This window comes from Ruegeria sp. SATB045, assembly GCF_059613525.1.
This window is the reverse complement of record NZ_JBXWSR010000020.1, coordinates 187,593-209,788: the sequence shown is the minus strand read 5'-3', so window position 1 is coordinate 209,788 and position 22,196 is coordinate 187,593. Positions and strand designations below refer to the sequence as shown.

Here is a 22,196-nt window from a genome sequence, read left to right as displayed (position 1 = left end):
CAGGTTTGCACAACAATGCCCCGAAGGCTCGTCAAGTTCCAGATCAACGTGGGGGCAGGTCTGACGCAGACATCCGACCGAACCACGGCGAATCCAGCGTCATGACATAAAAATCCTCCCCCACGACCCGGCCACCGGTCGTGATGCCCAGCCGCCCCCCCGGATCTTGTAGGTTCTGAAGGATGTTTCCTTCACCGTCGAACTGAATCAGCATTCCCCTGTGAATCGGTGCCGGCCTTACCATTGGCCCAAGTCGCCAGATCACCTTGCGAAGAAATGGATAAGGCATAAGCGCCTCGGTTGGCACGCGCGGGCTGGCGAACGCCATCCAGTAGGTCCCGTCGCCCTGCGCCTCGATATTGTCCGGATAGCCCGGCAGGTTATCCAACAGAACCTCGCGCTGGCCGGATTTCGGACCCTGTAGCCACAGCTTGTGGACGCGCGCGCGACCGGTTTCGGCGATCAGCAGAAAGTCTTCGTCCGGGGACAGGGCAACCCCGTTGGTATAGACAAACCCCTCAGTCACTTTCTCGGTGCTGCCGTCAGGATCGCGTCGGGCCACATAGCCTGTATCCGACTGCTCCCAGATGGTCAGTACCGAGGTTGGCTTGGTGCCGCCCATTGTCTCGGGGTCGAACCGATCGGAAGAATTCGAGAAATAGACCGTGCCGTCCTGCGCCACATCCAGCTGATTGGCATAAATCACCGGCGCACCCGCAATATCGGAAACCAGCGTTTCCAGCGTACCGGGGCCGGTCCAGCGCATCAGACCACGGAAACTGTCGGCAATGTAAAGCGCCCCATCCGGTCCGGCCTTCAGCCCCAGCGGGCGACCGCCAAGTTCATCCACTTTTTCAGGCGTGTTTCCATCAATGCGGTACAGCGCACCGGACAACGAAGTCGTGTAGATCGCCCCATCTGCCGTGATTGCAAGGTCTTCAGGGCCCTCTGCATCTTCGGGCAGGCGGATCAGCTCCAGCTTGTCCAGCGCGTTATTTTCCGCGAATTCGCCGGAAAATTCCGGGGCTTTTGGGGGCTCCCATGCAACGGGATCAACATCAACCGGCCAGAATACCAGATAGGCAAGCCCGATCAGAATCAGGCCGAATACGATGCGCATGAATGTTCCTCCCGCTGCCTTGCAAGCAGACTGCGCGGCGACGGTTTGGAACACAAGCTTGCCTGACGGGTGACCTTACGTTTATCTGCCCACATGACCCAACCTCGATACACTCCTCTTGCTCTGTCTTTGCCTGCCACAGTGCCGTTCGTCGGCCCCGAAACGCAGGAGCGGCAGCAGGCCGCACCATTTGTGGCCCGATTGGGTGCGAATGAAAGCGTTTTCGGCCCCTCACCACGGGCGATCGAAGCGATGGCCGACACTGGCATCTGGATGTATGGCGATCCCGAGAACTATGATCTGCGTAACGCCTTGGCCGACCATCACGGCGTCGCGCCTGAGAATATCGTAGTGGGGGAAGGAATTGACGGTCTTCTTGGATATCTTGTGCGCTTGTTCGTTGGTCACGGCGATGCGGTGGTGACCTCGGACGGGGCGTATCCGACTTTTAACTATCACGTGGCCGGGTTCGGAGGGATCCTTCACAAGGTACCCTATCGTGGTGACCATGAAGACCTTGACGCGTCGTTTGCAAAGGCGGCAGAGGTTGACGCCAAGTTGGTTTGTTTGGCCAATCCAGACAACCCGATGGGCAGTTGGCACATGGGCGCAGACATCGTTTCTGCAATGGAGAAACTTCCCGCAGGATGCTTATTGGTGCTGGATGAAGCCTACGTAGAATGCGCGCCAGAAGGTACTGCTGCGCCGATTGATGCCGGTGATCCTAGGGTGATCCGAATGCGCACGTTTTCCAAAGTCTATGGCATGGCGGGTGCGCGGGTGGGATATGCGATTGCTGCGCCCGGTTTAATTTCGGCGTTCAACAAGGTTCGCAACCATTTCGGGATGAATCGCGCGGCGCAAGCCGGTGCGCTGGCGGCACTGCAGGATGCCGAATGGTTGGAGCGGGTTCAGGCGAAGATCACCGACGCGCGCGATCGGATTGGACAGATCGCGCGGGACAATGGGTTGGAAGCCTTGCCTTCGGCCACGAATTTCGTGGCAATCGATTGTGGCCGGGACGGGGCTTTTGCCAAGGCTGTGCTGGAGGCACTGGTCGCTCGGGGTATTTTTGTTAGGATGCCATTTGTGGCGCCCCAGAACCGTTGCATTCGGGTCAGCTGTGGTGCGGTTTCTGATCTGGATTTGTTTGCAGCCGCGCTGCCAGAGGCATTGGCTGTAGCGCGGGGCGGCTGATCGCATAGGGGGGGCTGTCTGCCCCCCATCGCGCCGATGCGCGATTCCCCCCGAAGATATTTTTGGCCAGATGAAGAGCGGACCCTCTGTTCACGCGGCCAAGATCGCGGCAGCGGCCTCCAGCGCGCTTGTGCCGCGAGGTATGTTGAGGGCTGCCATGGCCGTTTCCATCCCGCCAAGCATCGCCATCACCATTTGGCCATTTACGTGACCCATATGGCCAAGGCGGAAACAGCCGTCCCAATCCTCCATCCCCAACCCGATTCCAAGGGTGAGGCCAAGTTGGGTTTCGGTGAACTGACGCAGCGGGGTTCCCTGCCCGTCGGTCAGGCGCAGCGCGGTGACGGCATGGCTGCGGTCGGTACGGTCGGCGACGTTGAGGTGGAGGGCTCCACCATCGGCCCATGTCTCGCAGGCCGCCCAAATAGCTGTGGCGAGACGTTCGTGGCGGGCCCAGACATGTTCAATCCCTTCGGCGTGGATCAGGTCGAGCGCAGCCCTCAGCCCATACAAATGATGCGTCGGCGCGGTGCCATTGAAATACTGGTAGAACAGTTCGGGTTGAGTGCGGGGTATCCAGTCCCAGTATTGTGAAACGCGGGGCATTGTGGCGCGTTTGGCAGCGGCTTTTTCATTGAAATAGACAAAACCGATGCCAGCCGGGGTCATCAGCCCTTTCTGGCAGGCGGTGACCATGACATCGACACCCCAGGCGTCCATCTCGAACCTGTCGCAGCCCAGCGATGCGATGCAATCTGCCATCAGCAGCGCCGGGTGGTTCAGGTTATCCAAAAGGGCCCGCAGAGCCGGGATATCATTGCGGATCGAGCTCGACGTATCCACATGCACCGCCAGTACGGCCTTGATCTCATGCGCTTTGTCGGCGCCGAGGGCCTCGGCAATCAGGTCGAAGTCCCACCCCGAGGATGTACCGAAATTGATTACCTGCGCCGTGGCCCCGATCCCTTCGGCCATTTCTGCCCAGCCATAGGTGAACCGACCCGACGCAGGGGCCAGCACCGTTTCGCCGGGGGCGATCACGTTGGACAAGGCTGCCTCCCACGTGCCGTGACCGTTGGCGATGTAAATCGCCACATGGTGGTCGGTTCGGGCCACACGTTTAAGGTCGGCGGTCAGGGTGGGCATCATCTCGATCAGTTCGCCATCGTAGATATTGGGCGAAGGCCGATGCATCGCTTGCAACACTGCGTCGGGCATTACTGAGGGGCCAGGAATGGCCAGATACTCGCGCCCCTGCGCGAGAGAGATGTGGTTTGTCATGGGGTCAACCTGTCTGAATTGACGCCCAATTTAGTGACGTCCGGCGCGGCGTCAATCCATCAGCTGCGACGCTTCACGTGCAAGTTTTTCGATGCCGGTCCAGTCGCCATCCATGACCATTTGTTTGGGCGCGACCCAGCTACCGCCTGCGCAGGCAACATTCGACAAGGACAGGTAATCGCGTGCATTTGACGGAGACACGCCACCTGTCGGGCAGAATGTGATTTGCGGAAGGGGCGCGCCAATAGCCTTAAGCGCCGGGGCGCCCCCGGACGCTTCGGCCGGGAAGAATTTAAGCATGTCGTAGCCCTGTTCCAGCAGACGCATCGCCTCGGACGCAGTGGCAGCGCCGGGGAGTAACGGCAAGCCCTCGGCCTCACACGCTGCGATCAAAGCATCGGTTGCGCCCGGTGAGACACCGAATTGAGCACCTGCCTCTTTCGCGGCGCGGACGTCTTCGGGGGTGATCAGCGTGCCTGCGCCGACCACACCGCCCGGCACCTGCGCCATGGCGCGGATCGCACTGAGCGCCGAGGGGGTGCGCAATGTGACCTCCAGCGCGGGGAGGCCACCTGCGACAAGCGCCTCGGCCAGAGGCCGTGCTTGAGCAGCGTCATCGACGACCAGAACCGGCACGATCGGGGCCAATGCGCAAATCTCGCGGGTGCGTTGGGTTTTGGACATGTTTTACACTCCGAAAATGCTGGCGCCAGTGTCAGCGGACCCGACATTCTGGCGGAAGGCTCCGAACAGGTCGCGCCCCACGCCGTGCTGATTGGCGCTGAGGTCGGCGGTGGCGGGCGGGCGGTTCAACACGCCGATCGTCAGGATTTCCAAATCGCCTTTTACCGCATCAACGTGCAGGATATCGCCGTCTTGCAGGCAGGCGATGGGGCCACCGTCCAGCGCCTCGGGAACCACATGGATCGCAGCGGGGACCTTGCCGGATGCGCCCGACATGCGACCATCTGTGACAAGCGCGACCTTGTGGCCTCGGCCCTGCAGGATCGACAGCATGGGCGTCAGAGAATGAAGTTCAGGCATTCCGTTGGCCTTTGGCCCTTGAAAGCGGACGACTACGATGACATCGCCAGTGAACTCTCCAGCCTTGAACGCGGCTTTCACCTCGTCTTGGTCGTGGAACACGCGGACCGGTGCCTCGACCACCTGATGTTCGGGGGCAACGGCCGAGACTTTCATGACGCCCGTTCCCAGATTGCCCGTCAGGCGTGACAGGCCACCGGTGGGTTGGAACGGGTCGCTGGCCGGACGGAGAATTTTTTCGTTCAGACTTTGGCCCGCGCCTTCTTCCCAGACCAACTCGCCATCTTTCAGCTTGGGTTCTTTGGTGTAATTGTGCAGCCCCTGCCCTGCGACCGTCAGCGTATCGGGGTGCAGCAGGCCGTCCTCCAACAAAGTGCCGATGCAATAGCCAAGCCCGCCTGCGGCGTGGAAATGGTTCACATCAGCCAAACCGTTCGGATAGACCCGCGCGACCAAAGGCACCACGGCGGAAATGTCAGAGAAATCCTGCCAGTCCAGCACGATCCCGCCCGCGCGGGCCATGGCGATCAGGTGGATCAGCAGGTTGGTAGAACCCCCTGTGGCCATCAGGCCGACAATCCCGTTCACAAAAGCGCGTTCGTCGAGGATCTGGCACACGGGCGTATAGTGATTGCCCAGCGCGCTGAGAGACAGGGCGCGGCGCGCGCCTTCCTCGGTCAGGGCATCGCGCAGGGGTGTGTTGGGATTGACGAAGCTGGAGCCCGGCAGGTGCAGGCCCATGAACTCCATCAGCATCTGGTTGGTGTTGGCGGTGCCATAAAAGGTGCAGGTGCCGGGGCCGTGATAGGCGGCCATTTCGGCTTTCATCAGCTCATCGCGGCCGACTTCTCCGGTCGCGAATTTTTGGCGGACCTTGGCCTTTTCATCATTCGGCAGACCGCTGGTCATGGGACCTGCGGGCAGGAAAACAGCGGGAAGATGGCCAAACGCCTGCGCCCCGATGATCAGGCCGGGGACGATCTTGTCGCAGACGCCCAGGAAAACAGCAGCGTCATAGGTGTTGTGGCTGAGTGCCACGCCGGTGGCCAGCGCAATCACATCGCGCGAGAACAGCGACAGCTCCATCCCCGCCTCACCCTGCGTGACGCCATCGCACATGGCGGGAACGCCGCCCGCGACCTGCGCCGTACCACCCGCTGCGCGGATCGCATCGCGGATCAGGGCCGGGTAACGCTCGAACGGCTGGTGCGCCGAGAGCATGTCATTGTAAGCGGTGACGATCCCTAGATTGCCCGCTGTTCCGGTGGCCATTGATTGTTGGTCTTCGCCCGCGCCCGCATAGGCGTGGGCCTGACCGCTACAGGACAGGTGCGCGCGGGCCGGGCCTTTGGACTTGGCCTGTTCCATCCGTTCCAAGTGAGGGCCGCGCAGATCGGCGCTGCGGTCAATGATACGTTGAGTGACGTCGGTGATTACAGAATGAACCATGTTTATCCTCCGATCTGACGCCAACGGCGCCCGTCGCGATGCATTAGCATCAAGGCTTCTTCGGGTCCGGAACTGCCCTGATCATACCGTGCAGGCTGGTCGCCGCGGTCCTCCCAACCCTGAATAATGGGATCAACCCAAGCCCAGGCGGCCTCGGCCTCGTCCCCACGCATGAACAGGGTCTGGTCGCCGCGAATGACGTCCATGACAAGCCGTTCATAGGCGTCCTGCGCCCGTGCATCCGCGCCCAGCGCCTCGGCAAAGCTCATGTCCAGCGCCACGTCGGACAAACGGAACCCACCCGGACCCGGGTCTTTGATCGTGGTGCGCAGGGTGATGCCTTCGTCCGGTTGCAGACGGATCACCAGCACGTTGCCGTGCAGAGGGCCAACATTCGGGAAAATCGTATGCGGCGGGTCGCGAAAGAACACCGCAATCTCGGACTCGCGCGCGCGCAGGCGTTTGCCCGTGCGCAGGTAAAACGGCACGCCGGCCCAGCGCCAGTTGCCGATATGAACCTTCAACGCGATATAGCTTTCGGTGCGGCTGGCCGGATCGCCCACATGATCGACATAGCCGTTTTTACCATCCGAGGCGCGGTACTGACCGCGGGCGATGTCTTTGGGCTCGACCGGTTCCAGCGCCTCGATCACCTTGACCTTCTCGTCGCGCACCGCGTTGGGCGCGAATTTCGAGGGTGGCTCCATCGCGGTCAGACACAACAACTGAACCAGATGGTTCTGGACCATGTCCCGCATTGCACCAGAATGATCGTAGTAGGCCCCCCGCCCCTCGACCCCCACGGTTTCGGCCACGGTGATCTGGACGTGGTCGACATGGGTGGCATTCCACAGCGGCTCGAAAAGGGAATTGGCGAAACGCAAAGCCATCAGGTTCTGCACGGTTTCCTTGCCCAGATAGTGATCGATCCGATAAATCTGATGCTCTTCAAAGCAAGCCCGCAACCCTTCGTTCAGCGCCTTGGCCGAGGCCAAATCATGCCCAAACGGCTTCTCGACCACGATACGGCTGTCCGGCGTCGCAAGTCCGTGATCGTTCAAGCGTTGTGCAATCCCGGAAAACAAGCTGGGCCCGACGGACAGGTAGAACGCGCGCACCACATCGGGGCGCAAGGTCTTGGCCAGATCCGACCACCCCGCATCACCCAAAGCGTCCACCGGCACATATTCGACCTGTGCCAAAAATCGATCCAGGACATCCTTTTTGAACCCGGGTGCGAATTCCTGCATCGACGCTCGAAGCTGCTCGCGGAACCCGTCACTGTCCATGTCAGACCGCGCTGTACCAATCACCCGTGCGTCAGGCGGCATCTGGCCAACCTCGAATCGATGATAAAGTCCGGGCAGAATCTTGCGCTGCGCCAAATCCCCGGTCGCGCCAAAAAGCACCAGATCAAAGGGGTTAACGGGAATAACGCGTGAAACCATCAACGGGCTCCTTCAGATTCAATGGCATCGCCAGACATGTTATCGCTAACATTTACCGTGGAACTAGTCAAAACCGGCGTTAAAATCAACACCAGATTTGAATTATGCCCCCTGCGGCGCTGCGATCACCCCTGATTACGTAGCCATTCCATCACTGCTGGTCGCACGGATTGTTCACCACGGTGCCGGGCATCCGCGATAATCTTGCGCAGCGATTGCAGATCGGCGCGCAACAACACGCTTTTGACTGGACCAATCGAGGCCGGGCGCATCGACAGTGACCTGATGCCCATAGCGGCCAGGCACAAAGCCTCGACCGGGCGACCAGCATCCTCACCGCAAAACGAAAGTGGCGTGTTCGAGATATTGCAGCGCTCGACGATACGCTCGATGAAGCTGAGGAAACTGACGTTCAGAGTATCATAGCGGCGGCGCACCAGCTCGTTTTCGCGGTCAGCGGCGAAGAAGAACTGTTTCAGGTCGTTGCCACCGATCGAGACGAAGTCCACCTCGTCAAAAAATTTCTGCGGCGCAAAAGCCAACGAAGGCGTTTCCAGCATCGCCCCTACTTCGATCTTTTCCGGCAGGACGTGACCCAGACGCTTTTCGCGTTCGATGGTTTTGTTGACCTCCCAACGGGCTTCGCGGAACTCATCCGCCTGTGCAACGAAGGGGAACATGATCGACAACGGGCGGCCGTTGGCGGCGCGCAGCAGCGCTTGCAACTGCATGCGCATCACGCCGCGCTTGTCCAACCCCACTCGGATCGCGCGCCAACCCAGCGCAGGATTGGGCTCGGCCACGTGTTTCATATAGGGCAACACCTTGTCCGAACCGATATCCAACGTTCGGAACACGACCCGCTTTTCGCCCGCCGCATCCAGTACGCGCTGATATTGCGTAACTAATTCGGATCGTTTGGGCATCTGCGTGCGGATCAGGAATTGCAGCTCGGTCCGGAACAGGCCCACACCCTCGGCCCCGGAATTGTTCAACGACGGCAAATCGGCCATCAGTCCCGCGTTCATCACCAGATTGATCCGCTCACCATCGCGGGTTACGCACGGGGTTTCGCGGATCGAGGCATAGCGTTCCTGCGCCTTCGCCTGCATCGCGATCTTATCGCGGAAGGCCGAGACCACCGTATCTTCGGGGCGCAGATGCACGGTGCCGTTGTCGCCGTCGACCAGGATATGATCCCCATTCAGCGCCTCGGTCGTGATGCGGCCCACATGCACCACAAGCGGAATCGCCAGCGCGCGGGCGACGATGGTGGCGTGACTGCCGACCGAGCCTTCCTCAAGCACGATACCCTTAAGTGACCGGCCATATTCCAACAGATCGCCGGGGCCGATATTGCGCGCAATCAGGATAGGATCAGGGGGCAGATCTGTGCCATTTGTATTGCCCTGCCCCGTCAGAATACGCAGCAGACGGTTCGACAGGTCATCCAGATCGGCCAGCCGTTCGCGCAAATAAGGGTCTGTCACTTGGCCCATGCGAGCGCGGGCCTGAGACTGCTCTTTCTCCACGGCGGCCTCGGCGCTGAGGCCACGCGCGATGTCTTCCTCCATCCGGCGCATCCAGCCTTTGGAATTGGCAAACATCCGATAGGCTTCCAAAACCTGCAACTGCTCGGTATCGCCATCCTTGGAAATCTCGAGCATCTTATCGACGCCCACCCGCAATTCATCCACCGCTTCGATCAGGCGTTCACGTTCGCGGTGTGGATCTTCGGCGATCGGGTTGGTGACAACGACACGAGGCTCATGCAACCAGACATGACCCTCGGCAGATCCTTCCTGCGCCGGCCCTCCGGTCAACTGTACAGATTGCTGATGACGGGGCGACAAGGCCGCGCCTTCGCCCACAAAGGCGCCAAGCTCGGCCATTTCGGCCAGAACCATGGCCACCACTTCCAGCGCGTAGACCTCATCGGCTGAGTATTCCCGCGCGTCCCGCGACTGAACCACCAAAACGCCCAGCTTTTCGCCCAGGCGCTGAATCGGGACACCAAGGAAAGACGAAAACCGCTCCTCGCCCGTCTCGGGCATATACCGAAAGCCCTTGGCTGAAGGTGCATCCGCCGTATTGACGATCTGGCCGGATTTGGCGACCCGCCCAACCAGCCCCTCGCCCATGCGCATCCGGGTCTGGTGAACGGCTTCGGGTGCCAGCCCCTCGGTCGCGCACAGTTCAAGCGTGTCTTCATCGCGGAACAGGTAAATCGAGCACACCTCGGCCCTGATGCTATCCGCAATCAGGCTGGTGATCCGGTCAAGACGTTCCTGACCGGCGGCCTCGCTCGCCATCTCTTCGCGCAGCCGCCCCAGCAGCTTACGAGATTCTGTTTCGGTACCGTCCGCCATGGCCCACCCAAATTAGTGCGTCAGGCAAGACCCTTGGCTGAAACGCTCAGGCCGCCTTGTCCAATTCAAAGGCATCATGCAGTGCCTGAACCGCAAGTTCCATGTATTTCCTGTCCACAAGCACGGAAATTTTGATCTCGGAAGTTGTGATGACCTTAATGTTGATCCCCTCATCCGAGAGAATTTTGAACATCTTGGCTGCAACACCCGATTGTGACCGCATGCCGATGCCAACCACCGAAACCTTACAGACGTCTTCGTCAGCGACCAATTCGGCGTAGTTCAGCTCACCAGCATCCTTGATCGCCAACAGGGCTTTTTCAGCGCGTGCCACCTGATCGGTGGGGCAGGAAAAGGTCATGTCCGTGCGCCCCTCGTCCGAGATGTTCTGAACGATCATGTCCACATTCACGCCTTCATCGCTAAGCGCGGTGAAGATGATCGAGGCGATGCCGGGGCGGTCGGCCACGGACACGACGGTCATCTTGGCTTCGTCGCGGGAATAGGCCACACCGGCCACAACATTGGATTCCATGATATCCTCCTCATCGACGACCAGCGTGCCGGCCTCGTCGGATTGTTCTTCGAAACTTGAGAGAACGCGCAGTTTCACCTTGTAGCGCATCGCCAGCTCGACCGAGCGGGTCTGCAGAACCTTGGCCCCCAGCGAGGCCAGTTCGAGCATTTCCTCGAACGAAATCTTGTCCAGCTTGCGCGCCTTTTCACAGATTCGCGGGTCGGTGGTATAGACGCCGTCCACATCCGTATAGATGTCGCACCGCTCGGCACCAAAAGCTGCGGCAAAGGCCACCGCCGTCGTGTCCGAACCGCCGCGGCCCAGCGTGGTGATACGACCCTCGGGGCTGATGCCCTGGAACCCGGCGACCACGGCAACCCGCATGCCTTCGCCGAACTTCTGATTCAGATTGTCGGTCGGGATTTCCTCAATTCGGGCCTGGCTGTGGGCGCTGGTGGTCATCAGCGGCACCTGCCAGCCCTGCCAACTGCGCGCAGGGATATCCATTTCTTGCAGCGTCAACGCCATCAGACCAGCGGTCACATTCTCGCCCGAGGACACAACAGCATCATATTCGCGCGCATCGAACAACGGAGAGGTTTCGTTCACCCAGCCCACCAGCTCGTTGGTTTTGCCGGACATGGCCGAGACGATGACGATTACGTCATAGCCTTTTGCCACTTCAACGCCGATACGCTTGGCCGCACGGCGGATACGGTCCAGGTTGGCGACGGATGTGCCGCCGAATTTCATCACGAGTAAGGGCATGGGGGCAGTCGTCTCCGCGCCTTGGAATTCAGATCCCGTGCGTCTTAAGTCAGGGGGGCGTTAAGGGCAAGTGTTCAAAACCTGTTCGGTCGCGTCGTACGGTCGCTTTACAACCGCTCCTAGCGGTGTCAGCTTGCTCTCATCCGTTATTTCAGGAAATCCAACATGCCCCGTTTTGCTCTTGTCTTTGCTCTATTGTCCACACCAGCGCTGGCCCAGGTTTCAACACTGGCAGGAACAGACGGGAAAAATGCTTTGGGAACTGTCCCTTGCGCAACAAATGCCGGAGAGCCGCTGCGCAGCTGCAATGCCGAGCTGCGCCGCCATGACGATGGGCAAATAACTTTGGCTGTTGGAATGGGCAACGGCGAGGTCCGCAACATCTATTTCACCGATGGCGTGCCGGATTCAACAAATTCAGCCGCGCGCCTTAGCTATGAGACGCAAGGCAATGTCATGGTGATCTTCGTCGATCCCGGCGAAGTTTATGAGATCCCGACGGCTGCCCTGACCGCTCAGTAAGCATGCGCTTGGCCGTCAAAGGTATCAAAGCAGCCCGTATTTTCCAAAGACAGGTCTTTGAACCGATCTATCAGGCCATCCACGGCCTGATCTACGGTGATCTCAGCTGCGGGCCCGCCCATATCTGTCTGAACCCAACCCGGATGATAGATTCCAACAGCAATGCCGTCATGACGAAGGTCCGTTGACAGGTTACGACCCAAATTTAACACAGCCGCCTTTGAAGAGCGGTAAATATAGCTGCCACCCGGCGCCCGCGTATGCGAGGCCATCTGCGAAGACAAGATGGCGATTTTCCCCTTAGCCTTGCGCAGATTGGGTAAAAGCGCCTGAACTGTCAGAAATACTCCGGTCACATTGGACGCAAATGTCTGAGCCCACATTTCGGCTGGGTAACCCGCGATGCTTTCCGACTTATCCAGATAGACACCAGCATTGCAGATCAGCAGATCGACGGCAGTGTCTCTAAGCTGTGACGCCATCGCGCGCTGCTGGTCAGGCTTTGTGACATCCAAAACGATCTCGGCACTGCCATCGCGAGCGGTTCCGGTCACATTATGCCCCTGCGCCCGATAACGATCCGCCAGAGTGCGTCCGATTCCACGGCCTGCTCCGGTGATCACAATATGCATGGGTCAGTTGGTCTTTCGCGTTGGAACAAATGGCAAAGGCGCCACCGGAACGCCGTCATCTATCAGGGCCTTTGCCTCTTCGGGTTTGGCCTCGCCATAGATCGCCCGCTCGGGCGCATCACCCAAATGAATTTTGCGGGCCTCACTGGCAAAGTCCTTGCCGACATAATCCGAGTTCTCTTCGACCTTGCGACGTAGTTCGGCAAGAGCCTGCTCAACATCCGGTGTAGGCGTCGCCATATCCACCGACTTTTCCGAACACTCAGAGGGTTCCGAGCGCGCCTCAATGGTTCGGGCTGGCCGGACACGCGGCGTCATAATCGCTTTTTCGACCTCGCTGTTACCACAAACAGCACAGCACACCATCCCTGCAGCTGCCAGCTTGTCGTAAGCTGCAGCCGATTGAAACCAACTGTCAAAACTGTGACCGTTACTGCATTTCAACGCGTATTGAATCATGATCCGTCCAGACTTCAGATGCGGAATAGATACCGCCCATCAGCGCAATATCAATACCTCTATGGCTGCAGGTAACCGTATGGGCACCGCTGTCGCATCACGGTTAAGCAATGCGCTGTCCAATATCCTACATTCGCGCAGAGAGCTTACGTAAAAGCTGATCATGAGGAATGTCGGCGTCAACGGCAAGGCGGCGCAAGCCAAAATGGACCCGGGCGATTTGTTGGTAATACCGGCTGTACACGAAGTTCGTCCCGCCGCCAGCCAACGCCCCAAGGACAGGAATAGATTGCGTCGCAAGCTTTTGCCCCAGAACCACTGACAGTTTCGGCGCGACGGCAGCAATCAGCTTTTGCATGGCCGGCCCTGTCAGAGTCAGGCGGACCGAGAAAAAGCCCAGATCGGCGCCGTCATCGTATGAAAGTGGCCCGGCAGCCGAAAGAACGCGAACACAATCAAACTTCACTCCGTCCTCTGAAGGATTGAACCCCTCATACGCGGCGGCACCCTGTATCGCACGAAGCAGCATTGTTGTGGTCGCTGGCAGCTCCATCAATGCGGACGACACACCGCCTATCCCACCTGCCGCGCCCATTACTGTGGTCACGGCTGTGTTTACCCATGGCTTTTGATCCGGCACCGCACGGCGCGAACCTTCTGCCGCGTGCATGGCAGCCCATAGTGCCTGTTCAGTCGCGCCTGTCAGCCCCCGCCTGACCGGGTCTGGCAGCTGATCCAGCAAGGTTTCAGCCGATCCGCCAAGACTGTTGAGCAGTTTGACGCCAGCACCCCCTGCAGATTTGTAATGCGCGGCAAGCCGATCCAACTCGGCCTCTGTATCTAGTTTTTCTACAAGAGCGATGTCCTGCATGAAATCCTCCTGACAGAAACATCGGAACTTGTTGTCTGATTTTCAATAGCTCAGCGCGACCATCGGGTCACCGAACCCGTGACTCCAAACCATGCCGCTTCAGTCAGCTCCGCGCCCAAAACCCTATCTGGGTTGGTTGGCGGAGGCATCTTGATGTGTTCCAAACGTGAGAACCCGAACCTTGCGTAATAAGGCGCATCACCAACCAGCATAACGCGCTGCCACCCCTTTTCGCGCCCTGCTTGCAGGCCTTCGTGAATGAGGAATCCGCCCAAACCCTCGCCCTGGTGTGTTGGGTGCACGGCGACGGGCCCTAAAAGCAGGGCATCATGACCCCCGACATGCACGGGCCAGAACCGGATCGCTCCTGCCAAAATCCCTTGCCCATCCCGTGCGACCAATGAAAGCCCGGAAACAGGTGGCACGTCATCACGCAAACGGTACGAGGACAATGCCTCGCGCCCCGGCGCGAAACACAGGTCGTACAAAGCCTCGACCTCCCACCAATCGTCCGGTTCCTCCGGCTTGATCGCGAATTGCTGCACCCCTGCCCTCTTTTCCTTGCTGGAATTCGCCCTAGCACTTCGTTAGGCCTTGGGCAAACGCTTGGAGTACATATGTTCTATCGCCCCGAAGACGGCCACGGTCTGCCGCATAACCCTTTCAACGCCATCATCACGCCACGCCCGATCGGCTGGATCTCGTCCCGCGACAAGGATGGAGTGAACAATCTGGCCCCGTATTCGTTTTTTAACGGCGTCGCATATACTCCTCCGCAGGTTATGTTCGCCACGACGGGCACGAAACCAGATCAGGACGGTGGCAAAGACAGTATCGCCAACATCGAAGCCACAGGTGTTTTTTGTGTGAATGTCGTGGCGCATGCGCATCGGGATGCAATGAACGCAAGTTCTGCGGGATTGCCGAAACACGTGGATGAATTCGACCATGCAGGTTTGACTGCAATAGAGTGTGAAACCATTCCTTGCGCCAGGATTCAGGGGGCGCCTGCTGCCCTTGAATGCAAGCTGACCCAGATCGTGAAGCTGCCCGGAGAAGCAAACCGCGTTGTCTTCGGAGAAGTAACTGGCGTGCATTTAAGAGACGACTGTTTGAAAGACGGTAAATTCGACGTCACCACATTCCAGCCGCTGGCACGGCTAGGGTACCGTGACTACTCCGTGGTCACGGAACTGTTTTCCCTCAACCGTCCCGATGACTGATCGCAAAAAGGGGCTCTGCCCCCGCCGCCCTGCGGGCGTCTCCCCCGAGGTATTTTTAGCCAGATGAAGCTAGGGATCCTATATCCATCTGGCTGTAACAACCCCGGAGCGCGAGGCAGAGCCTCCCTATAGCCTCAGTGGCCACCCAGAATGCCGGTGCGGACAGAGTAGTCCACCGCGATTTCATAATCCGGGTCATCATCACTATCGACCATCAGATGGCCGGCCTTGTTCAGCAGTTTGTGGCAATCGCGGCTCAGGTGGCGCAGCATGACCCGTTTGCCTGCGGCTTCGTATTTTCCAGCGATGTTCTCGATGGCCTGAAGTGCTGATTGATCGACAACCCGGCTTTCGGCGAAATCCACAATTACGGTTTCAGGGTCGTTCAAGACATCGAAGAGTTCGACAAACCCGTCGGACGACCCGAAAAACAGAGGGCCCTGGATTTCATATACCTTAGCGCCTTTCTCGGTCGCCGAGTCACGTGTAATCGCGTGGATGCGTTTTGCGTTGTTCCATGCGTAAGCCAGCGCCGAGACGATCACGCCAACGACAACTGCGACCGCGAGGTCCTCCATCACCGTCACAACCGTCACCAGCACAATGACGAACGCGTCCATCAGAGGCACTTTTCGCATGATGTTAAACGAATTCCAGGCGAAGGTGCCGATCACCACCATGAACATCACTCCGACGAGTGCAGCCAGAGGAATCTGTTCGATCAGTGGTGAGGCAAAAAGGATGAAGATAAGCAGGAATAGCGCAGCGGCGATCCCGGCGATGCGAGTCCGCCCCCCTGATTTCACGTTGATCATCGACTGTCCGATCATCGCACAGCCACCCATGCCACCGAAGAAACCGGTTGCGACGTTGGAAACGCCCTGCGCGATACATTCCTGCGATGCACCGCCGCGTTTGCCCGTTATCTCACCCACAAGATTCAGGGTCAGCAGCGATTCAATCAGGCCGATGGCGGCCAGAATGACGGCGTAGGGCAGGATGATTTCAAATGTTTCCCAGGTCAGCGGCACCATCGGGATGTGGAAGGGCGGCAGGCCACCTTCGATCGAGGCCAGATCACCGACGCGCGGCACGTCCAGGCCAAAGCCGATCACCAGCGCGGCAACGACGACAATCCCGGCCAGTGGGGCCGGAACAACCCGCGTGATGCGCGGCATAACCCAGATCACCGCCATGGTCAGCGCGACCAGCCCCAGCATGGTATAGAGTTGCAGACCCGAGAGCCACTCACCTCCGCCCATGCCATGGCCGGAGTTCTCCATGGTGCCGGGCACCTTGAACTGGCCCAGCTGCGCCAGAAAGATCACGATAGCCAGACCGTTCACAAAGCCCAGCATCACCGGATGAGGCACCAGACGGATGAACCGACCCCAATGCATCGCCCCCGCGATAACCTGCAAAATTCCCATAAGAACGACGGTCGCAAACAGGTACTCGACCCCATGTTCTGCCACCAGCGCCACCATTACCACCGCAAGAGCCCCGGTCGCGCCCGAGATCATACCCGGACGCCCCCCGATCAGCGCCGTGATCAAACCGACCATGAAAGCCGCGTACAACCCCACCAACGGATGCACACCGGCAACAAAGGCAAAGGCCACAGCCTCGGGCACCAGCGCAAGGGCCACGGTCAGGCCGGACAAAAGCTCGATCCGCAGGCGCGAGGCGGTCAACCCCTCATCCGGCACCCAACGCAGGTCGGGTTTGGCGATACGGTTGGCAAAGCTTGCCAGCATGGCTCGGGGCATAAGATGTCCTGTCGGTTGGTGCGCGCGCGAAAGGGGCTTTCTACCCGTCATCGAACCTTGGAGCCACCGCATCAGGTGGGAGGCTGCTATGCAAAAAGCGCATACCGAGCGATCGCAGAGTCGTGAGTTGAACCGGGCGTCACGGATACGCACTTATTGGCCATGCGATGGTTGATCCTTTTCCTACTAGCCCCGATGGCTGCGTTCGCACAGGACCTGCGGGGCAATGACACGGCCAGCAATTGGCGCGTGACCCATTATGAATCGTTCGGCGTATGGAACTCGATCTGCGACGAACGTGAAGAATACGGCGCGCTGAAGCAGCGCTGCTATATTCGCCGGGCCGAGGTCTTCTCGTACCGCCCCAAATTCGGCGCACAATACGTCTTTATTACCCCTGCCCCGACCGGAGTTCAGGTCGAATTCGGAATAGAACCCGGCACCTTGTTCTGGCCGTCCGGCTTCCGCATTGACGGCAGCGACGGCGTTGTCTGGCGCACCCGCAGCCCTGGATGCCTGACCGGCCTTGGTTGCACCTTCGACGGAAGCAGCGCGGATGAGATCATCGCTGCCATGTTGGACGGAGACGCTTATCGCTTTGTTTTCCGTGACCGACATGGACAGGCGCAGGACCTGACATGGCCATTGCAGCAATTTGATGCAGCGTGGAGTGATTTTCAGCAGCAGGCGCAAACCCGTAACCTTTTGACGCTGCAGTAACTCGTATTGACCCTTGTCAAACCCAAAACTGCGGCGCACAAATCCCGGATCAGGCACCAGAACCCGGAGAGAACAAGTGACCCAGACCAAGATTGCGGTTATCGGCGGATCAGGCATCTACGACATTGACGGGCTAGAGAACGCTGAATGGGTTACGGTTGAAACACCATGGGGCGATCCGTCAGATCAAATCCTGACGGGATCACTGAACGGGGTCGAGATGGCGTTCCTGCCGCGCCACGGGCGCGGCCACGTTCATCCCCCGACCGAGGTTCCATATCGCGCGAATATCGATGCGCTGAAACGGCTGGGCGTGAGCGATGTCATCTCGGTCTCGGCCTGCGGGTCATTTCGCGAGCATATGGCGCCGGGTGATTTCGTGATCGTGGATCAATTCATCGACCGTACTTTTGCCCGCGACAAAAGCTTTTTCGGTACTGGCTGTGTAGCCCATGTCAGCGTCGCGCATCCAACGTGCCCCCGCCTGTCGGATGCATGCGAAACCGCTGGCAAGGCGGCAGGGATAAACATACACCGGGGCGGAACCTATCTTGCGATGGAGGGACCGCAATTCTCGACGCTGGCGGAATCCAAAATGTACCGCGAACACTGGGGCTGCGACGTGATCGGAATGACCAACATGCCCGAGGCCAAGCTCGCCCGTGAGGCCGAGCTGTGTTACGCCTCGATCGCGATGGTCACCGACTACGACAGTTGGCACCCGGACCATGGCGAAGTCGACGTGACCGCAATCATTGCAACTCTGACCGGGAATGCCGAGAAAGGGCGCGCACTGGTCAAGGGGTTGCCCGATCTGCTTGGGCCGGACCGTGCGCCTTGTCTTCATGGCTGTGACCGGGCGCTGGAATATGCGATCCTGACCGCGCCTGAAAAACGCGACCCGGCCCTGCTGGCTAAACTGGATGCTGTGGCTGGTCGGGTATTGTAATCCGGCCTACCGCGACAGGGCTGTTTGCACCTCATCCCACAGGCCATGTGACCATAGGTCGTTATGCGTTCCGCCCGGGATGACGAACAACTGAACGGTCTCGCCTGCCAGTGCGGCCAAAGCCTGACCGTGCGCAACCGGAATGGTCTCATCCAGAGTTCCGTGGAAGATCAGAGTCGGCACTTTAACACTCTCAATCAGGTCCCGAGTTCTAAACTGGTCCTTCATCAGGGCAAAGACAGGCAGAAAAGGATAGCGCTCGGCCGCGATGTCCACTGTCGCTGTGTAAGGAGCCTCAAGCACCAGCATTCGGGCATTCGGGCGTTTGGCTGCTACGGCGGCTGCAATTCCTGTCCCTAGGCTTTGACCATGCAAAATGACCGAGGCACCATCGGCCTCTAGCCGGTCATACATCAAAATCGCATCCGCGATCAGCGCCTCCTCTGAAGGTTCGCCGGCACTGCCGGGAAAACCACGGTAACTTGGGGCAAACAGGCCAAACCCACTGTTGAGAATTTCGCGCAACCTGTCGGATCGGTCGCTTAGGTTCCCGCTCTGACCATGAAAGAACAGTACCGTCGGCGCACCTTCTCGCACCGCAGGGGCTGACCATGCTGTGACCAAAGTGCCATCAGCCATGGGCAGTGACACAACCTCCATGTCCGCTAACCCAACTTCTGATGGTTTCGGCAATTCGCCATCGGGTTTGAAAACCAATGATTGCTGGTTGAAATAGATGTACCCAAGCACGCCTGAATAGAGCATTCCGACCAACAGAAAAGCCACTACAAGGCACAGCTTCAGCCGCCCGAACCCGGACCGCGCAGAATTTGTGCGCGCGTTCGTATCGGTCGTCTCAGTCACTATTATCAACTCCTTTGCGCAGCACGTGGTTTCGTCTGAAGTCGTGAATCACGTGCCACGTTTCAAGGCGCAACTCGCGAGTTTAATCCAATCTTTATCTGCGGCGGTGGGGCAGGTCACCTCTTGTGTACCGAACCCAAAATGAACCGTTGCCCGCGCTCGCGATTTGTTTATCCCGCTTGGGAATTTAAGCCGCAGTTGCGCCACAATGGCGTGTCAAACCGCAGTCGAGACCGCATCAGAGGGCAGTATGCAAAGATACGAGGCTTTGGACGCAGCCAGGTTTCTGGCCTATTGCGGCATGGTGTTGGTGAACTTCCGCATTGCAGCACAGGTCGTTCCGGGTCAGGATTGGGCCTCTGGTGTTGTAGACGCTTTAGAAGGGCGCGCGGCGGCCTTGTTTGTCATTTTAGCAGGCATTGGGATCGGATTGGCCCGGCTCTCGGTCAGCTTGGTGCTTCGACGCGCGGCGTTTCTGTTTGTGCTCGGCCTAATCAACATGACGGTGTTTGACGCCGATATCCTGCATTTCTACGCGTTGTATTTCCTGATTGGAGCCGCATTTCTGGCATCCTCTCCACGCGGTTTGTGGCTTGGGGCACTGGGATCGTTGGGCTATCTGTTCTGGCGCACCTGACCTTCGATTATGATCGGGGTTGGGATTGGAGCACGCTGACCTACACCGACCTTTGGACCCTGCCCGGCTTTCTGCGCAACGCTGTTTTCAATGGCTGGCACCCAGTGTTGCCATGGGCTGCTCTCCTTTTGATCGGCATGGCCATCGGGCGGTCGCAACTGCATACGATCTGCATTCAACACCGCCTGATCATGTGGGGATTTGGAGCCGCGGTGTTGGCCCTGTTTCCCAGGATACTGGTCTCGGACCCTTATCTTGGTACCGCGTCGATACCGCCCGGCCCGTTCTATATCCTGGCAGGAACCGGATCATCCTGCGTCGTAATCGGGTTGCTGCTGAAGCTTTGGCCACGCATTCAGCGACTGGGAATTGCTGCAGCCCTAACAGCACCGGGACGCATCAGCCTGACGCTGTATGTGGCGCATATTCTGATTGGCATGGGTATTCTGGACGAAGCCGGATTGCTGAACGGTTCCCTGAGCGCGGTTCAGATTTTAGGGTATGGCGTTGGGTTCTGTGTCGCATCCTCCGGATTTGCACTGGTTTGGCGTCGGAGCTTCTATCGCGGTCCGCTTGAAGCTTTGATGCGCTTCGTGACGGATCGTTCGAGGGCTTGACCTGACGCCAGCGCACAGGCTTTGTGGTGCAAAACGTTTAACAGGATGCCCTATGTCCCTTGATCTCTGGCTTGCCTTTGTGGCTGCTTCGACCGCTTTGCTGCTGATCCCCGGCCCAACCGTTCTGCTGGTTCTCAGCTATGCGTTGTCCAAAGGGCGCAGCGTCGCTGTCGCCTCGGCCACAGGGGTCGCTTTAGGCGATCTGGTCGCGATGACAGCGTCATTGCTTGGGTTGGGGGCGTTGGTTCTGGCATCAGCAACCTTGTTTTCGGTGCTGAAATGGGTAGGCGCGGCTTATCTGATCTGGCTTGGAGTAAAGCTTTTGCGCAGCGCACCCGTGGGCGGCGTAGAGACGGTAGAAACCGGCCGCGATGTTACAACGCGCAGTGTCTTTGGGCACGCTGCGGCTGTCACGGCCCTGAACCCAAAATCCATTGCGTTCTTCATTGCATTTGTCCCGCAGTTCATTCGTCTAACAGACCCCCTGGGCCCGCAATTCGCCATCTTAATCGCGACATTTGTCGGCCTCGCATGGCTGAACGCTCTGGCCTATGCGTTGATGGCTGACAGGTTGCGCATGATGATCGGACGCGCAGGCGTTTTGAATGCCATGACAAAATTCGGAGGGTTGACCCTGATCGGAATGGGCGTGGCGACCGCAGTCCTGCGACGGCCGGCCTAATCCTCGGCGTTTTCCTTCATGAAACCGCGGATGAACCGCCGGATTTCCCGTGCGGCCGAGGTATCGAGTTCTTTGCACAGCTCAACGAAAGCATCACGCTCGTCTTTGTCTAAACGCAGAACCAATTGACTGTTTTTCTTGGTAGAACCTTTACCGTCTTTCTTAGCCACGCGCCCTATCCCTGACAGACCCTTGATTCTTTGTGCGATGCAATGTATATACATAGCATAGAAATTGTAGTTATCGAGCACCTAACAATAAAAAAGGATTATGGCAATGAATCTGCATGCTGCTCAGGCATTTCTTTTGCGAGACCAACGCAATTGGCGCAAACCCCATTTGTCGTGGCTGCCTTCGTCTCTGTACCGATACAAGAGCTTGCCGAACGTTCTTTTGAAACGCCGCAAATAAGATCACACAATCAATCCTTGCATGACTGACCCCAATGGGCCAAACAGCCCAGCGTATTCTGACGCCAAAGGGGTCCGCCATGTCCAGAAACAAGTCGGTCAAGGATTACATCCGCACCATCGTCGACTTCCCACATGAAGGGATCATGTTCCGCGATGTGACCACCCTGTTCGCAGACCCACGTGGGTTTCGCATGGCGATTGATCAGATGCTGCATCCCTATGCGGGCGAACGCATCGACAAGGTCGTGGGCCTAGAGGCACGTGGCTTTATTCTGGGTGGCGCGATTGCTCATCAGCTTAGCGTTGGCTTCGTTCCAATCCGCAAGAAGGGCAAGCTGCCCGGCACCACGATCAGCCAAGACTACAAACTGGAATATGGTGAGGCCATCGTCGAAATCCACGATGACGCGATCCAGCCCGGCGAGAAGATTCTTGTCGTGGATGACTTGCTGGCCACAGGTGGCACCGCAGCGGCTGGCATCAAACTGATCGAACGATTGGGCGGAGAGATCGTGTCCTGCTCGTTCATCATCGACCTGCCCGAGCTAGGCGGCCGCAAAGTTCTGGAAGATCTGGACATGGATGTGCATGTTTTGTGTGAATTCGAAGGTCTTTGAAGGCCCTTCGATCACAAAAACGTGAGTG

General features: G+C 58.6%; 23 protein-coding genes. 9 read left to right on the top strand and 14 right to left on the bottom strand.

Annotated elements, in window-relative coordinates:
• Positions 1-43: 43 nt before the first annotated feature.
• Complete coding sequence (locus AC2FNR_RS08540) at positions 44-1,120, bottom strand: SMP-30/gluconolactonase/LRE family protein (RefSeq protein WP_496848730.1); 1,077 nt, start codon at positions 1,118-1,120, stop codon at positions 44-46.
• A gap of 93 nt (positions 1,121-1,213) precedes the next feature.
• On the opposite strand from AC2FNR_RS08540, the gene AC2FNR_RS08535 reads away from it, so the two are divergent.
• Positions 1,214-2,317 carry a pyridoxal phosphate-dependent aminotransferase gene (locus AC2FNR_RS08535; RefSeq protein ID WP_496848729.1) on the top strand — a complete coding sequence of 368 codons (1,104 nt, stop codon included), beginning with the start codon at positions 1,214-1,216 and terminating at the stop codon, positions 2,315-2,317.
• Positions 2,318-2,407: 90 nt separating this feature from the next.
• On the opposite strand, the gene AC2FNR_RS08530 is transcribed toward AC2FNR_RS08535, so the two are convergent.
• The 6 genes from AC2FNR_RS08530 to AC2FNR_RS08505 all read right to left on the bottom strand — a co-directional run bounded on the left by AC2FNR_RS08530 (position 2,408) and on the right by AC2FNR_RS08505 (position 11,193).
• A complete protein-coding gene (locus tag AC2FNR_RS08530) occupies positions 2,408-3,598 on the bottom strand; it encodes a pyridoxal-phosphate-dependent aminotransferase family protein (RefSeq protein WP_496848727.1) in 1,191 nt (396 codons plus the stop codon).
• 51 nt (positions 3,599-3,649) lie between these two features.
• Positions 3,650-4,282, bottom strand: coding sequence for a bifunctional 4-hydroxy-2-oxoglutarate aldolase/2-dehydro-3-deoxy-phosphogluconate aldolase (locus AC2FNR_RS08525; RefSeq protein ID WP_170753812.1), 633 nt, complete (start codon positions 4,280-4,282; stop codon positions 3,650-3,652).
• A 3-nt stretch (positions 4,283-4,285) separates the two neighbouring features.
• The gene (edd, locus tag AC2FNR_RS08520) at positions 4,286-6,091 is read right to left on the bottom strand and encodes a phosphogluconate dehydratase (RefSeq protein ID WP_496848726.1); all 1,806 of its coding nucleotides are present in this window, start codon (positions 6,089-6,091) and stop codon (positions 4,286-4,288) included.
• Positions 6,092-6,093: 2 nt separating this feature from the next.
• Entirely contained in the window at positions 6,094-7,539 is a 1,446-nt protein-coding gene (gene zwf / locus AC2FNR_RS08515) for a glucose-6-phosphate dehydrogenase (protein ID WP_496848724.1), read from the bottom strand.
• A 125-nt stretch (positions 7,540-7,664) separates the two neighbouring features.
• A complete protein-coding gene (ptsP, locus tag AC2FNR_RS08510; RefSeq protein WP_480866135.1) occupies positions 7,665-9,908 on the bottom strand; it encodes a phosphoenolpyruvate--protein phosphotransferase in 2,244 nt (747 codons plus the stop codon).
• A 46-nt stretch (positions 9,909-9,954) separates the two neighbouring features.
• Complete coding sequence (locus AC2FNR_RS08505) at positions 9,955-11,193, bottom strand: aspartate kinase (RefSeq protein WP_170354973.1); 1,239 nt, start codon at positions 11,191-11,193, stop codon at positions 9,955-9,957.
• A gap of 165 nt (positions 11,194-11,358) precedes the next feature.
• Here AC2FNR_RS08505 and AC2FNR_RS08500 point away from each other — a divergent pair, with 165 nt between their 5' ends.
• Positions 11,359-11,715 carry a hypothetical protein gene (locus AC2FNR_RS08500; protein WP_496848722.1) on the top strand — a complete coding sequence of 119 codons (357 nt, stop codon included), beginning with the start codon at positions 11,359-11,361 and terminating at the stop codon, positions 11,713-11,715.
• Here the strand turns inward: AC2FNR_RS08500 and AC2FNR_RS08495 are convergent.
• The 4 genes from AC2FNR_RS08495 to AC2FNR_RS08480 all read right to left on the bottom strand — a co-directional run bounded on the left by AC2FNR_RS08495 (position 11,709) and on the right by AC2FNR_RS08480 (position 14,222).
• The gene (locus tag AC2FNR_RS08495; RefSeq protein ID WP_480866138.1) at positions 11,709-12,347 is read right to left on the bottom strand and encodes an SDR family NAD(P)-dependent oxidoreductase; all 639 of its coding nucleotides are present in this window, start codon (positions 12,345-12,347) and stop codon (positions 11,709-11,711) included. The two genes, AC2FNR_RS08500 and AC2FNR_RS08495, sit on opposite strands and share 7 nt — an antisense overlap.
• A 3-nt stretch (positions 12,348-12,350) precedes the next feature.
• Complete coding sequence (locus AC2FNR_RS08490) at positions 12,351-12,806, bottom strand: DUF1178 family protein (protein ID WP_480866140.1); 456 nt, start codon at positions 12,804-12,806, stop codon at positions 12,351-12,353.
• A 127-nt stretch (positions 12,807-12,933) separates the two neighbouring features.
• Entirely contained in the window at positions 12,934-13,677 is a 744-nt protein-coding gene (locus tag AC2FNR_RS08485) for an EcsC family protein (protein WP_170753797.1), read from the bottom strand.
• 50 nt (positions 13,678-13,727) lie between these two features.
• Entirely contained in the window at positions 13,728-14,222 is a 495-nt protein-coding gene (locus AC2FNR_RS08480) for a GNAT family N-acetyltransferase (protein ID WP_170354968.1), read from the bottom strand.
• Positions 14,223-14,294: 72 nt separating this feature from the next.
• Here AC2FNR_RS08480 and AC2FNR_RS08475 point away from each other — a divergent pair, with 72 nt between their 5' ends.
• Entirely contained in the window at positions 14,295-14,900 is a 606-nt protein-coding gene (locus AC2FNR_RS08475) for a flavin reductase family protein (protein ID WP_496848720.1), read from the top strand.
• A 134-nt stretch (positions 14,901-15,034) separates the two neighbouring features.
• Here AC2FNR_RS08475 and AC2FNR_RS08470 read toward each other — a convergent pair whose 3' ends face one another.
• On the bottom strand, positions 15,035-16,669 hold the full coding sequence (locus tag AC2FNR_RS08470) for a SulP family inorganic anion transporter (protein WP_496848719.1): 1,635 nt from the start codon (positions 16,667-16,669) through the stop codon (positions 15,035-15,037).
• A gap of 162 nt (positions 16,670-16,831) precedes the next feature.
• Between AC2FNR_RS08470 and AC2FNR_RS08465 the strand changes: the two genes are divergently transcribed.
• Both AC2FNR_RS08465 and AC2FNR_RS08460 read left to right on the top strand, forming a co-directional pair.
• Positions 16,832-17,389: a hypothetical protein gene (locus AC2FNR_RS08465; protein WP_496848718.1), complete on the top strand. Its 558-nt coding sequence runs from the start codon at positions 16,832-16,834 to the stop codon at positions 17,387-17,389.
• A gap of 76 nt (positions 17,390-17,465) precedes the next feature.
• Entirely contained in the window at positions 17,466-18,338 is an 873-nt protein-coding gene (locus AC2FNR_RS08460; protein ID WP_496848717.1) for an S-methyl-5'-thioadenosine phosphorylase, read from the top strand.
• A gap of 6 nt (positions 18,339-18,344) precedes the next feature.
• On the opposite strand, the gene AC2FNR_RS08455 is transcribed toward AC2FNR_RS08460, so the two are convergent.
• Positions 18,345-19,202, bottom strand: a complete 858-nt coding sequence (locus AC2FNR_RS08455) for an alpha/beta hydrolase (protein ID WP_496848716.1) — start codon at positions 19,200-19,202, stop codon at positions 18,345-18,347.
• A gap of 250 nt (positions 19,203-19,452) precedes the next feature.
• Between AC2FNR_RS08455 and AC2FNR_RS08450 the strand changes: the two genes are divergently transcribed.
• Genes AC2FNR_RS08450 through AC2FNR_RS08440 form a run of 3 tightly spaced genes read left to right on the top strand, consistent with a single transcriptional unit; the run spans position 19,453 to position 21,138 of the window.
• A complete protein-coding gene (locus tag AC2FNR_RS08450) occupies positions 19,453-19,839 on the top strand; it encodes a heparan-alpha-glucosaminide N-acetyltransferase domain-containing protein (protein ID WP_496848715.1) in 387 nt (128 codons plus the stop codon).
• A complete protein-coding gene (locus tag AC2FNR_RS08445; RefSeq protein WP_496848714.1) occupies positions 19,791-20,456 on the top strand; it encodes a DUF418 domain-containing protein in 666 nt (221 codons plus the stop codon). Before AC2FNR_RS08450 ends, AC2FNR_RS08445 begins: the two co-directional genes overlap by 49 nt.
• Before the next feature lie 52 nt (positions 20,457-20,508).
• Positions 20,509-21,138: a LysE family translocator gene (locus AC2FNR_RS08440; protein ID WP_496848712.1), complete on the top strand. Its 630-nt coding sequence runs from the start codon at positions 20,509-20,511 to the stop codon at positions 21,136-21,138.
• Here AC2FNR_RS08440 and AC2FNR_RS08435 read toward each other — a convergent pair.
• Positions 21,135-21,308, bottom strand: a complete 174-nt coding sequence (locus AC2FNR_RS08435) for a hypothetical protein (RefSeq protein WP_170354960.1) — start codon at positions 21,306-21,308, stop codon at positions 21,135-21,137. The two genes, AC2FNR_RS08440 and AC2FNR_RS08435, sit on opposite strands and share 4 nt — an antisense overlap.
• 320 nt (positions 21,309-21,628) lie before the next feature.
• On the opposite strand from AC2FNR_RS08435, the gene AC2FNR_RS08430 reads away from it, so the two are divergent.
• On the top strand, positions 21,629-22,168 hold the full coding sequence (locus AC2FNR_RS08430) for an adenine phosphoribosyltransferase (RefSeq protein WP_170354959.1): 540 nt from the start codon (positions 21,629-21,631) through the stop codon (positions 22,166-22,168).
• Positions 22,169-22,196 lie beyond the last annotated feature (28 nt).